Origin of the sequence: Youngimonas ophiurae (nom. illeg.) (genome assembly GCF_049803795.1) — a bacterium.
In the GTDB taxonomy this organism is placed as follows: domain Bacteria; phylum Pseudomonadota; class Alphaproteobacteria; order Rhodobacterales; family Rhodobacteraceae; genus Thalassobius.
Map to the genome: position 1 here is coordinate 13,898 of NZ_JBNAGJ010000014.1, position 13,305 is coordinate 27,202.

The following is a 13,305-nucleotide window of genomic DNA, read 5'->3' on the forward strand; positions in this document are numbered from 1 at the left end:
GTCGCGGCTTTTTTGACGCAGGTGTTGGACAAGACAGAGTGCGTGTTGCATCCCGATGTGCCGACTGCTTTGGCAGCGCGAGAGACGGGGCGTGTCTTGGTGCTCGTTGAAACCCCTATGCGTGAACTGGCCCGGCGGATGGCGGGCGGTGTCTTGCCGGCGCAGGCGCTGGCGGATTGGACCGCGCGGACCGATGTGTTGCTGGCGGCGTGCCGCAAGGACCGGCGCCATGTGCGGCTGATGACCTGGGATTCCCTGTTGGCAGGAGACCGCGCCAGCCTGGACATGCTGGCCGAAATGGTCGCGCAACCTGTGCCCGACACGATTGAGGGAATGCCCGAAGAGGGCGCGCCCGATGCCTGCCTGCAAGTGCTGGCCGGGGTGTTCCTGCAAGGCAGCGACGCGCCCGCGCGGCACCAGATCGAAGGGCTGCTGGCCGGTCCCGGAATGGAAATCGGGCCGGCATTGGTGGCTCAGGCCGTGCAGCGCAGCCTGGCCCAGGATCAGGCGGTGGCCGATCTGAACAAGCAGCTGGGCACGGCCGCGCAAGAAAGCGCCATCCTGCGTCAGGGCCTGAAGGAAATGCAAGAGCAGCTGACGGCCCAAGAGACCCGCGCCGCGCAGGACAACGCCGCCCTGACCAAGCAGACCAGGGCCGAGCTGGACGGAATGGGCGGGCAGCTTCAGCGTCTGACCGCCGAGCGCGATCTGTTGCAGGAAAGCCTGAGAGACATGTCCGCCCGCGTGCAGGGCATGCTGGAGGGCGACGCCAAGCTCCAGGCGGAACGCACGGCCTCTTTGGAACAGCAATTGACCAGCCTGCGGTCAGAGCGCGATCTGCTGACGAAAACGCTGTCGGACCTGCGCAGCCAGATGAATCAGGACGACCTGGCCCGCGCCGAGAAAGAGCGGCCCGTGCGCGAGGCGCTTGAGGCGCGGGTGATGAGCCTGGAAAACGAACGCAAACTGCTGCGCATCAGCCTGGCAGATCTTGAGGCGCAGAGCGGGACACTGGAAATGCAGCTGTCCGAACGCGAGGACCAGCTCTCTCGCAAGGGGCCGAGCGAGGAGCAGCTTGCGGCCGTGGCAAAAGAGCGAGACCTGCTGCAGGCAAGCCTGGCGCAGGCAGAGGCTCAGAAAAACACGCTAAACGAACGCGTCATGAGCCAGGGGCGGCAGATTCAGGATATGGAGGCGCAGCTGGTTGCCCTTTCGGATGTGACGGTCGAGCGGGATCTTCTGCGCGAGAGCCTGGATGGCCAGCGCCAGGAAGTGGCTGTGTCTCAGGAAGATTTCCGCCGCGCCGAAGACAGGTTGCTGGAAATGCAGATGGTGCAATCGTCGAACGAGGCCCTGTCCCGGCAAGCGGAACGAGCCGAGCAAGATCGCCTGCTGAGCGCCTCGGCGCTGGGGGCGGTGCTGCTGGACGATAGCTTGCGGATGCGTGACCTGCAGGGGCAGCTGGATCAGACCTGGGGCAAGTTGAGCCAGACCAAAACCATGCTGGACGCAACCGAACAGGCGCTGGAACAGCAAAAACAGGCCCGCGAAGCCTCGGAGGCCGAACATGGCCGTCAGAGCGCCGAAACCCAGGCCGTTCTGCAGGAGCGTGAAGCCTATATCGCCCATCTGACGGCGGAACTGGACAAGATTTACGGCTCGAAATCCTGGCGCGTCACGGCTCCGATGCGTTCGGCTCGTTCGAAATTGAGCAAGAATAAACCCTGATCGGGGCGGCCTTTTGCAGATGCACCCAGCCATGGACCCTTTTGCCGGTGGGCCTGCGCCAGACCGGCCCCGTTTGTTCGTCGATGTGCAGCATGGGCTGTGCAACCGGCTGCGGGCGCTGGTGTCAGGGGCCGCGATTGCCGCGCGCACAGGGCGGCAGCTGGTTGTGATCTGGGTGCCCGATCACCATTGCGAGGCGCGGATCGGGGATGTGTTGCGCTATCCCGGCATGGTCATCGAGGAGCGCGACACGGCCTGGCGCCTTCAGGCGCGCAGCGCGCGGGTCTATAATTACCTTGAGATCGAGCCGGGATCCCGGTTCCAGGAACCGATCCTGACCGAGGGGGACGACTGGCCCGGCGCGGATGTCTATGTGCGTTCGGCCTATACGCTCAACAGTCCGCACAGAACCGACGCGGATGAGCAGTATTTCCTGCGCAGGCTTGTGCCGTCCCTGCCGGTTCTGGATCTGGTGGATCAGGTCCCGCACCCGTCCTCGGTGGCGGTGCATATCCGTATGGCCACCGGGCAGGACTATGATCACCTGAGCTTTGAATCCCCGCAAAACTGGCCTGAAAACCGGCACCAGGAACTGACCGAATGGCGCGCCAAAAGCCATGTGTCGCATTTTATCGCGCGGCTGGATCAACTGGTTGAGGCCGGTCAGGCCGACAGCATTTTCGTGGCCACCGACCTGGAGCAGACCTATGCCCTGCTGACCGAGCGCTATGGCGCGCGGCTGCGGTTCCTGAAACGGGATCGGTTCGATCGCTCGGCCCGGCAGATTCAATACGCGTTTGCCGATCTGTTGCTGCTGACCGCCGCGCCGCTGTTTCTGGGCAGCACCTGGAGCTCGTTTTCCGATGTCGCCCAACGCCTGGCCCGCCCCGGACGGCGGTTCGAGCGCAGCGGCCATGAGTTCTGATCTGAGTTCAGATCCAGGCCCGCGGGGGTATTCGCTAGGCAGATCGGCAATGAAGCGCCCGAAGAAGGTGCGATCCGTTCACGACTGCGATGCTGTGCTGCAGAAAGGCTTGAGGAAAATAGGCGGACCTGATAGCTGATTTCTCAGCATAATCTATTCTCTTGCACACACGATTTAGACCAATCTCTAGGACCATACATGTCGTATACCGTGTTTATTACTACCCCTTGTTTGGATAGTATCTCGACCATTGATCGCACCATTTTGAGCGTTGCTACCCAGGCGGGAGATTTCTTTATCCGGTATCATATCCAGGATGGCGGATCGACCGATGGCACCCTGGACCGGCTGCTTTGGTGGCAGCGCCGCCTGGCCTCGGAAGGGTTCCCGATTCAGTGTCTGGGCATTCAGTTCACGTTTGATTCGTCCCCCGACAAGGGGATGTATGATGCGCTGTGCAAAGGATTCGACGCCATGCGCATCCCGGCCAACAGCTTCATGACCTGGATCAACGCCGACGATATGCTGGCGCAGGGGGCGTTGGCCTTTGTCATCAATGTCGAACGCCAGTTCACACCGCAACAAGTGTCCTGGATTGGTGGGGCGACGTCGGTGATCCGGGATGACACGCCGTTGCTGATGTCTGACAATCCGATCCCCAAGGCCGCGATCAAGGCGGGGCTGTGCGACGGGGTGCATTGGAATTTCCTGCAGCAAGAGGGCACGTTCTTCCGCCGCTGGCTGTGGGCCTCGATCAAGCCTGATCAGACCATCCGACCGATGAAACTGGCGGGCGACTGGAACCTGTGGCGCCTGTTTGCCGAGCGGTCCTCGTTGGTGCAGTCTAAATTCGTTCTGGGCAGTTTCCGCATCCAGGAGGGACAGCTTTCGGCCCGCCTGCGGGAAAAATACATGGCCGAGATCGACAGCGTTATCCCCGAGAAAACGCGCAAGGAAAGCCTGAAGACCCTGGGGGCCAATGCGGCCGTCATCCGCCGTGTTTTTGCCACGCGCTATGGAGATGGGCGCCTGTCCATCATCGAGGAAGATCGCGGTGGTATGCTAGAGCATAACCATATGCGGGTATTCGACAGTAAACCCAAGAAAGTGGTCCGGCTGAAAGGGCCTCGGACGGTCGCAGAGGGTGTCATCCCGACCGAGACGGCCAAGCCGCTGGAAGAGATCATCTCGTTCAAGGACAATATCCTGGCCTATGATCACGACTGGCAGTTCCCGGCCGTGACCGAGCAGCACGCCTATCACCAGCTGCGGGATCTGGGCGCGGTGCCCGATGGGGTTGTGTATGTGGCCTATCCCTGGGCCAACCTGATCGACAAGCTGCAGACCAATGCCTTTGATGCCCATGTGCATATGGCCGGTTTCCAGCATTTTTGCCGCCAGTTGCCGGCGGGCAGCAAACGGGTGACGGTGTGTCAGCACATCAAGATGAAAGATTTCATGTACCTGTTCGAAGAGGCTGGGATCGAGCACATCTTCTGGACGCATGCCACGCAGGATGACCGGGATCAGACCACCTCGGGGATCTCGTTGGAGCCCTTCCCGCTGTATCCGGTGCAGGTGACCGCGGAAACCGATGCCGATGCCTCGGCCAAGCGGCCGCATCTGTTCTCGTTTATCGGGGCAAAGTCGAACCAGTATTACCTGACCAATTCGCGTGAGCTGATTCTGGATCTGCTCAAGGATCACCCGCGCGGCATGATCATCGGGCGCGACAGCTGGCATTATAACAAGGTCGTCTACGAACATCAGATTCTGAAGACCGACAAGAAAGACGAGAAGAAAGACGAACTGGTGAACCAGTCCGCCTCGGATCAGTTCAAGGAATCGCTGGCGCAGAGCATCTTCTCGCTGTGTCCGGCCGGGTCGGGGCCGAACTCGATCCGCCTGTGGGAATCCCTGGGCGCCGGATCCATCCCGGTCATCCTGGCCGATACCTATGCCACGCCCGGCAACCAGGCGCTGTGGCAAGAGGCGGCGGTCTTCTGCAAGGAAACCCCCGAGGCCATCAAAGCGCTGCCTGCCCGTCTGGAAGCCATCGCCAAGGACCCGGCCAACCTGGCCAAGATGCGCCATGCGATGCGCCAGCTGTGGATTCTCTATGGGCCGCATTCCTTCGTGTATGATGTGCAGGTCTTGATGCTGAAACTGGCCGGTCAGGCCGAGGGCCTGTCCCCCGAGGGCGTCGCGCTGAAAAATGGGCAGGCCCTGCCGCCGCTGCGCGAGCGTCTGCTGGGGCGGGTGCCGCCCGGTGGGGCGCCGTCGGCTCCGGATGCGCAATTCCTGCTGCGGACCTGTAGCAGCGATCTGCTTCTGGACGGGGCCGATGTCCTGCCCGAGTTGAGCGATGACACCCCGCTGGGCCAGGTTGTTATCCTCTCGCAAGAGGTTCTGGGCCGCGATCACCCGGTGGTGCAGCATTACCAACGCGTCGTCAGCCATGTCCGCGCCGAGGCCAGCACAAAGCCCAAGCCAATCGAGGCCGCGCCGATGGTCAATGGCGGCAAGGGCCCCAAGATCTGTCTGTTCGGCCGCCATTCGAACCGCACCCCGCTCAGCTATGCGCCGTTCCAGCGCGTGGCCGGGGACCGGATTACCCTGGTCGATGACATGATGCAGGCCGATATGGTGATGACCGGGTTCAACCTGGACATCCGCGAAAACGCCGAAAGCTTTGAGAAACTGGCCAAGGAACGCGCCGATACCAAGGTTGTCGTCATCTCTGAGGAACCGCTGTGGGACAGCACCTGGTCGGGGGGCTTTGTCGGCCGGAACCGCAAGGCCAAATGCGGCGAGACCGACCTGGCTTATACGTTTCTCAATCACAGCAACTCGACGATTTTCGACTTCGAGAAGATCCCGTATTTCCTGCTGACCAGTGAAGATTTCCTGGCGCGCTATGGTCTGCTGATCTCGCGTCATAGCGACATCACACCGGCCAACCTGCTGAAACATTGGGAGAAAGCCGCCATTCCCGCCGCCTTCTATGCCGAGGTGCGCGATGGCGAGAATTACGCCAAGGCCTTCCCCGAACACGGGGTTTATGGGCTGAGCACCTATCGCACTCAGGTGGCCCGCAAAGTCGGAGCCAAAGGTACGCTGCGCGAGGGCAAGGGCTGGCGGACCGACGCTAAGCGCCAGGCGCTGCCCGATTGGCACCTGGACAAGCTGGCCGCGTTGGACATGCGGGTACGGGTGGCCTCATCCTTTGAGAACACCCACCAGAAGAGCTATATCTCGGAGAAAATCTTCGATGCTTTCGTGGTGGGCGGCATTCCGACCTATTACGCTGACAAGGAGCACCAGGTGCTGACCCTGGTCCCTGAGACCAGCATGATCAACACGTTCGGCCTGTCCGCCGAAGAGGCCGCCAAAAAGATCGAGACCTTCAAGCCGGACGCGGAGTTTGCCAAAAGCTGGCTGGAAACCGCCCGGTCGCTGCAGGCCACCTTTACGGATGAAGCGGCCGTCGTGCGCGAACGTCAGCGCGTGGTGGACACGATCATGGACGAGCTGGAGAAGCTCTGATCCCACTGGAACCACTGAAAATGCACAAAGCCGGCCCCGCAAAGGGCCGGCTTTGATCGTTTCGGAATGGATGCAGGCGGTCAGTCTGATCCGAACAGATCGCGGGTAAAGATCTTTGCGGCGACATCTTCCAGATCGGGGTGTTGCCGGTTGGCGATGATCACGTCGCATTCGTCCTTGAACCCGTCCAGATCATGGGTCACGCGCGAGCCATAGAAGCTCTCTTCGGCCATGGCGGGCTCATAGACGATGATCTCGATCCCCTTGGCCTTCAGGCGTTTCATCACCCCCTGGATCGAGCTTTGGCGGAAGTTGTCCGAGCCTTGCTTCATCACCAGGCGAAAAATGCCCACGCGTTCGGGTTTGCGCGCCAGGATCTGCTCCGAGATGAAATCCTTGCGGGTGCGGTTGGCCTCGACGATGGCCTTGATCAGGTTCTGCGGCACCTCGGAGTAGTTGGCCAGCAGCTGCTTGGTGTCCTTGGGCAGGCAATAGCCGCCATAGCCGAACGAGGGGTTGTTGTAATGGTTGCCGATCCGCGGATCCAGGCTCACGCCTTCGATCACCTGACGGCTGTCCAGACCATGCGCCAGGGCGTAGCTGTCCAGTTCGTTGAAAAACGCCACGCGCATGGCCAGGTAGGTGTTGGCAAAGAGCTTGATCGCCTCGGCCTCGGAGGCATCGGTGAACAGGACCTCAATGTCCTGGGCAATGGCGCCCTGGCGCAGCAGATCGGCAAAGACGCGGGCGCGCTGGGATTGCTCGCCTACGATGATCCGGCTGGGATGCAGGTTGTCATAAAGCGCCCGGCCCTCGCGCAGGAATTCAGGGCTGAAGATCACCTGATCGGTGTTCAGCTGTTTGCACAGCGATTGGGTATAGCCCACCGGGATCGTGGATTTGATCACGATCGTGGCGGTGGGGTTCAGCGCGATGGCCTTCTCGATCACCGCTTCGACACTGGAGGTGTCGAAGAAGTTGGTTTCAGGGTCATAGTTGGTGGGCGTGGCGACGATAATGTAATCGGCCCCGTCAAAGGCCACGGCCGGATCGGTGGTGGCCGTCAGGTCCAGCGTCTTCTCGGCCAGGTAGACCTCCAGCTCGGCATCCACGATTGGGCTTTGGCGCTGGTTCAGCTTGGCCACACGGTCCTCGCTGATATCCAGTGCGCAGACAGTGTTATGTTGGGCCAGCAGAACGGCATTGGACAGGCCGACATAGCCGATCCCGGCAACGGCGATTTTCATAGCAGACATGGATAGTTTCCTGTGTCGTGAAAGTTCAGGGCGCGGCGTTAGCTGCGCGCATAGACGTCTTCGTAGCGGATGATGTCGTCTTCACCCAGATACGAGCCGGTTTGCACTTCGATCAGGACCATCGGCACCTTGCCGGGGTTTTCCATGCGGTGCACGGCGCCCAGCGGGATATAGACCGACTGGTTTTCCGTCACCAGTTTCACGGTTTCATCCACGGTGACCTTGGCCGTGCCCTCGACCACGATCCAATGTTCGGAGCGGTGATGGTGCGATTGCAGCGACAGTGACGCGCCAGGGGTCACAACGATGCGTTTCACCTGAAAACGTCCGCCCACGACCAGGCTTTCGTACCAGCCCCAGGGGCGGTAATCGCGCGGCAGCTGCACGGCCTGGCTGGCGCCCTTGGCCTTCAGCGCGGCCACGGCATCCTTGACCCGTTGGGCCTGATCCTTGGGGGCCACCATGACCGCATCGCCCATGGCAACGACCATCATGTTGTCCAGCCCGATGCCCACGACCTGCTGACCGGGGGTTTCCGAGCGCAGCAGCGTATCGGTGCAATCAATCGCGGTGGCCTCGGCCGAGCAGGCATTGCCGGCGTCATCCTGCGCGCTTTCCATCCAGACGGCATCCCAGCCGCCCAGATCCGACCAGCCCGCACCATAGGGCATCACGGCCAGATTGTCGGCTTTTTCCATGATCGCATAGTCGATCGAGATGTCTTCGGCCTGGGCCCAGGCGCCCGGGTCCAGACGGGTAAAGCCCAGATCCGCGTCGGCCTTGTCCAGCGAGGCGGCAACCGCGTCGACCAGGGCGGGCGCGTGGGTGCGATAGGCGGCAATCACGGCCTTCGCGGTGAACAGGAAAATCCCTGCATTCCACAGGAAATTGCCCGCGGCCAGCATCTGGGTGGCGCTGTCCAGATCGGGTTTTTCGACGAAACGCGCCAGGCTTTGCGGCTCGGACGCGCTGGCATCGGCCCCGGCGGTCAGTTCCAGATAGCCATAGCCGGTTTCGGGACGGGTGGGGGCGATCCCGAAGGTCACCAGATCGCCGGCCAGCGCCCGCGGGGCTGCGGCCTGCACCGCCGCCCGGAAGGCAGAGGCATCGGGGATCACGTGATCCGAGGGCGCCACCAGCATCAGCGCGTCCTCGTCGGTCTTGGCCAGCCACAGGGCGGCGGCCAGAACGGCGGGGGCGGTGTTGCGCCCTTCGGGTTCGATCAGGATGCCGGCGGCGGCCATTTCCACCTGGGCCAGCTGCTCGGTCACGATGAAGCGGAACGGATCGCCCGTCACCACAACGGGGGCGGCAAAACCGGCCCCGGACAGACGCTGGGCCGAGGCCTGGAACAGGCTTTCGTCCCCCATCAGCTTGGCGAACTGCTTGGGATAGGATTTGCGCGACAGCGGCCACAGACGAGTGCCGGAACCGCCGCAGAGAAGAATGGGATGGATCGTGGTCATGAATTTAACCTTATGCGTTTGGCGTAAAATGCGTGGGAAGAACGCTATTCTTCCTCGTACAGGATGTGAGTGATGCCTCCGGTCCGGGGACCTGTGTCCTTGACCCCTTTCAGAAGTTCGGTCTCAGGAAGCTTGGCGGATTGTGCGACGACAAACTTGTCCGTGGTCACCGGCGTGAAAGAGCGCCCGCCGACACGTTCGTAGTAGCAGAACTGGTCAAAGCATTGCAGGATCTGGTTTTCCTTTCCGATCTGGAAGACCATCATGCTGCTTTTGGGGCCAATGCCGACGATCAGGGCCGTCATCTTAACCTCTTTGGGCAGGGTCACGGTGACATTCTGGCCCTCGGGCACGGCCAGCATGTCCGCAACATAGCCATGGCGCGAGAACTCGCGCATGAACCCGCCTTTGACGTCAACCTCGGGGATGGCATAGGCCGAGAATTTGCGGGCTTTGGTCAGGCCGCGGAACAGCGGCTTGGTTTTGTTGACCTTGTCCAGCAGCCCCAGCAGAGCCTTGGCGTAGACCTCTTTGCCCTCGTCGGTGGGGTGGACATTGTCCCACAGCAGCTCGGGTTTCAGATCCAGTTCCACGCGCGGGACGCGGTGTTTCTTGCAGATGGCCCGGTTCGTATCCGCCACCCAGTCGTCATCGGGGTTCACGCCGGTCAAAGGCAGGTCCAGCACGCCCAGGCGGACCTTGTTTTCCTTGCACAGCCGCAGAATGCTTTGCAGCGTGGCCTGCTGTTCCTTGATCCGGTAATCGTTGGAGTTCTGGGTGCGATAGGCCGCGGTTGAAAACTCGATGATCAGGGCGTCGGGTTTTTCCGAGCGCAGGAACGCATCCACCAGATGGCGGGCATGGTTCGGCTGCAACCCGCCGATCCCGATTTTCGTAACCTCATAGTCAGGACGGCTGTCGGCACAGATTTCGGCGCATTTTTCGACATATCCGGGGACTTCTCCGGTGACGCTAAAGCCAAAAACCAAAAACTTCATCTTTGAATCCTTTCGTCCAAGCGAGGGGCGTTCGGTGAAAATGTGACCGATCGCACCGATCCGGGAATCGGTGTTCTTTTCGCCTTTCAATAAATCTATTGTCGGGATTTCAGAGCTCTGTGTCACTGAAATCCCGTCCACTTTGGGCCCTTTAATCCCCTCATTGACGACGAAAGCGCCCATTCGCTCATAATAACAGAACTGATCATAGGACACCTGTCGGCGTTTGATCGGCCCGGCCTTGATTTCCAACGCCCCGGTACGCGGCCCCATCAGGGCGGTGAAACCACAGAATTTACGCGGCGGATCAAAGCGCACATTCACGGTTTCCCCGGCGGGCAAGCGCACCAGGTCCGTCCGGTATCCGCCGCGATCCACCGTGTGGACGGGGCGGCCGGGCAGGGCGTCGACCATGCGCAGGGCATCATATCGGGGTACATCGGCGAAATAGCTGGGGTCGATGTCCAGCTCTCTGGCCTGGGGCACCATTTCCAGCAGGATGTCGGCATAGAACCGGCTGCCATATTCCGTGGTATGGACCTCGTCGCGCAGCACGCCCTCTTTCAGGTCGACACGGCGATAGGGGACATCCAGCATGCCGCAGATCAGATCATGGCATTTGCTGACCCAGTCATTCTTGTAATCCACATCCGTCCGGGGGAAATCGATCATGGCCATGCGGATGCCGCGTTCCTGGCATTCGCGCAGAACGCTGAGCAGGGACAGCCGGTAATCTTCCTGGTCGTTGTAGAAGTTGCGAAAGGCCGGGGTGGCATGATCCAGGATCAGGATGTCGGGGTCGTGTTCGTCGATGATCTGCGGGAACAGATAGCGCGAGTGATAGGGTTGCAAACCGCCCAGCCCGGCCTTGACGACCTCGGCGTTGAAGCGGCGCTCCAGTTCTTCCTTGGCGACTCCGACAAAGCCGGGCCGTTCAGCCGTAACACTGAATCCCAGAACCAGAATCTTTTCGTCAGCCATTGGGTGTGCCTTCCTGATGTTCGATAAAGATGCTGCCAATGGCGCCCAGGCGCGGCATCGTGTTCACGGTGCCTTTGCGCAAGGGGATGTCGGGTTGTTCAGGCAACTGGTGAAAACTGGCCCAACTGGCCGTGTGGCGTTGTAAATCGTGTGGAGCGCCGAACATGACGGCCCCCATACGGGGATAGTAACAAAACTCGTTATACATCTGATGGTGGATTGTCTGATCTGCCAGGCGGATTTCAAACGCGCCGCAACGGGGCCACATCAGCCCGCTGAAACCACGCACCACATAGGGGGCGCCAAAGGGCAGGGTCAGCGTCAGACCCGAGCCGACCAGAACCATGTTTTCATCATAGCCGCCGCGTGACAGCAGATAGCGCGGCATGTGGTCTCCGACCAGATCGGTGGCCATCAGGGCATCGTAGCGCGGGGCATCGGCAAAGCGATCCGCCGGGCCCTTAAGCGGGGCCAGCCGGTCCAGCAGGGACAGCAGCGCATCCGCAAAGATCCCGCGCCCTGTTTCGGTGGGGTGGACCTCGTCGCGCAGCACGCCCTCTTGCAGGGGCACCACCACCTGCGGCACGCCATAATCCGCCGCCAGCCGGGCGTGATAATCCGCAACCCAGTCATCGGCGAAATCCACGTCGATCCGCGGCAGGTCCAGAAAACCGAATTTCAGGCCCTGGGCCTGAACATCCCGCAGCAAGGCGTGCAGCGACCGGAAATATTCCTTCCGGTCCCGCAGAAACCCACGATAGCCGGGGGTGGATTGATCCAGGATCACCGCGTCGGGTTTGTGGTGGCGCAGAATAGACGGGAACAGATGCCGGGCGTGATAGGGCTGCACCCCGCCCAGCCCGGCCTTGACCAGGGTGATTGCGGAACCGCTGCCCAGCTTCTGGGCGGCGATTTCCACAAAGCCAGGGCCTTCAGCCGTGACGCTGTAGCCGAGGACCAGAACCTTCATGAATTACATCCGCAAATCTTCAGACGCCTTGAACCACTCATAGGTTTCTTCCAGCCCTTCGCGCAGGCCGACCTTGGCTTTCCAGCCCATATCGGCCAGCCGGCTGACATCCATCAGTTTCTTCATGGTGCCGTCGGGTTTGGAGGGATCGTTGCTGATCTTGCCCTTAAAGCCCGTCACCTCGGCCACCATATGCGCCAGCTCCAGGATCGACACGTCGGTGCCGGTGCCCACGTTGATGTGGCTTAGCATCGGTTCGGTGTTGGCCTCGTAGGTGTCCTTGTCCAGTTCCAGCACGAAAAGGCTGGCCTCGGCCATGTCATCCACGTGCAGGAATTCACGCATCGGCTTGCCCGAGCCCCAGATCACCACCTCTTCGGTGCCGTTTTGCGCGGCCTCGTGGAAGCGGCGGATCAGCGCGGGCAGCACATGGCTGTTTTCGGGGTGGAAGTTATCGCCCGGCCCATACAGGTTGGTCGGCATCACCGAGCGGTAATCCACGCCATATTGCCGGTTATAGCTCTCGCACAGCTTGATGCCGGCGATTTTGGCCACGGCGTAGGGCTCGTTCGTGGGTTCCAGCGTGCCGGTCAGCAGCGCGTCTTCTTTCATGGGCTGCGGCACAGCCTTGGGATAGATGCAGCTGGATCCCAGTTGCAGCAGGGTTTTGACGCCAGCCGCATAGGCCTGATGGATCACGTTGCATTCGATCATCAGGTTTTCATAGATGAATTCAGCCGGGTAGGTGTTGTTGGCGAAAATGCCGCCCACCTTGGCCGCGGCCAGGATCACCACATCGGGCTTTTCCGTCTGGAAAAAATCGCGCACGGCGACCTGATCGGTCAGATCCAGCTCCGAGGAGGTGCGGGTGATCAGCTCGATCGCCTCGCCTGCGTCTTTACGGGCCTGTAGGCGGCGCAGAATTGCGCCCCCCACCATGCCGCGATGTCCAGCAACGTAAATCTTGCGCATTTCGTGTGCTTGGTATGATCCAGACATCCACTTAAGTCCTTACGGTTCAGAAGGCGCGCCAAACCGCTGTTTGACGCAATTATAGACTTCAAATTTCAATACGTTGTTTTTGTAAAACAAACCCCGGAGCCCATGGATGTCGTCATTTTGTTTGTCACGGCCGGGGTGCGGCACCGTACCGGGTTCAGCAGGCTGAACCATCCGCCCGAAGTGGCCCGCGATGTGCCGCATAGAGGCTATCAGGGCTTCGGTGCGACCGATATAAACAAAGACCTTATCTACTATGCCGGGATAATTGGCCTTACTTTCAAAGTTCCGTTGTCGGCTGAAAGAATGAGCGAAGAAACGCGGGCCAAACCAATCGTGGAAAACAGTACGGACACTCCGACCCGCCGTCTTAGGGACATGAATAAAGACGAGTGAGAAGTGAGGGTCGTACTGTTTGAGGCCCACGTTGAACACG

9 protein-coding genes are annotated in these 13,305 nt (G+C 60.8%); 3 read left to right on the forward strand and 6 right to left on the reverse strand.

The window, feature by feature from the left end; translation table 11 throughout:
- Positions 1-117 precede the first annotated feature (117 nt).
- The 3 genes from ACP15O_RS18340 (at position 118) to ACP15O_RS18350 (ending at position 6,199) form a co-directional block, all read left to right on the forward strand.
- Entirely contained in the window at positions 118-1,728 is a 1,611-nt protein-coding gene (locus ACP15O_RS18340; protein ID WP_425097467.1) for a coiled-coil domain-containing protein, read from the forward strand.
- A 31-nt stretch (positions 1,729-1,759) separates the two neighbouring features.
- On the forward strand, positions 1,760-2,653 hold the full coding sequence (locus tag ACP15O_RS18345; RefSeq protein WP_425097468.1) for an O-fucosyltransferase family protein: 894 nt from the start codon (positions 1,760-1,762) through the stop codon (positions 2,651-2,653).
- A gap of 264 nt (positions 2,654-2,917) precedes the next feature.
- A complete protein-coding gene (locus ACP15O_RS18350; RefSeq protein ID WP_425097470.1) occupies positions 2,918-6,199 on the forward strand; it encodes an exostosin domain-containing protein in 3,282 nt (1,093 codons plus the stop codon).
- Positions 6,200-6,279: 80 nt separating this feature from the next.
- Here ACP15O_RS18350 and ACP15O_RS18355 read toward each other — a convergent pair whose 3' ends face one another.
- The 6 genes from ACP15O_RS18355 to ACP15O_RS18380 are packed head-to-tail and all read right to left on the reverse strand — an operon-like array spanning position 6,280 to position 13,304.
- Positions 6,280-7,446, reverse strand: coding sequence for a nucleotide sugar dehydrogenase (locus tag ACP15O_RS18355; RefSeq protein ID WP_425097504.1), 1,167 nt, complete (start codon positions 7,444-7,446; stop codon positions 6,280-6,282).
- A 47-nt stretch (positions 7,447-7,493) separates the two neighbouring features.
- The gene (locus tag ACP15O_RS18360) at positions 7,494-8,921 is read right to left on the reverse strand and encodes a mannose-1-phosphate guanylyltransferase/mannose-6-phosphate isomerase (protein WP_425097471.1); all 1,428 of its coding nucleotides are present in this window, start codon (positions 8,919-8,921) and stop codon (positions 7,494-7,496) included.
- 44 nt (positions 8,922-8,965) lie between these two features.
- Positions 8,966-10,900 carry an SGNH/GDSL hydrolase family protein gene (locus tag ACP15O_RS18365; protein ID WP_425097472.1) on the reverse strand — a complete coding sequence of 645 codons (1,935 nt, stop codon included), beginning with the start codon at positions 10,898-10,900 and terminating at the stop codon, positions 8,966-8,968.
- Positions 10,893-11,870: an SGNH/GDSL hydrolase family protein gene (locus ACP15O_RS18370; protein WP_425097473.1), complete on the reverse strand. Its 978-nt coding sequence runs from the start codon at positions 11,868-11,870 to the stop codon at positions 10,893-10,895. The genes ACP15O_RS18365 and ACP15O_RS18370 overlap by 8 nt, the downstream gene beginning before the upstream one ends.
- 3 nt (positions 11,871-11,873) lie before the next feature.
- Positions 11,874-12,842 (reverse strand): GDP-L-fucose synthase, encoded by a 969-nt coding sequence (fcl, locus tag ACP15O_RS18375; protein WP_425097474.1) that lies wholly within the window; start codon positions 12,840-12,842, stop codon positions 11,874-11,876.
- A gap of 39 nt (positions 12,843-12,881) precedes the next feature.
- On the reverse strand, positions 12,882-13,304 hold the full coding sequence (locus ACP15O_RS18380) for a hypothetical protein (protein WP_425097475.1): 423 nt from the start codon (positions 13,302-13,304) through the stop codon (positions 12,882-12,884).
- Between the last annotated feature and the right edge of the window lies 1 nt (position 13,305).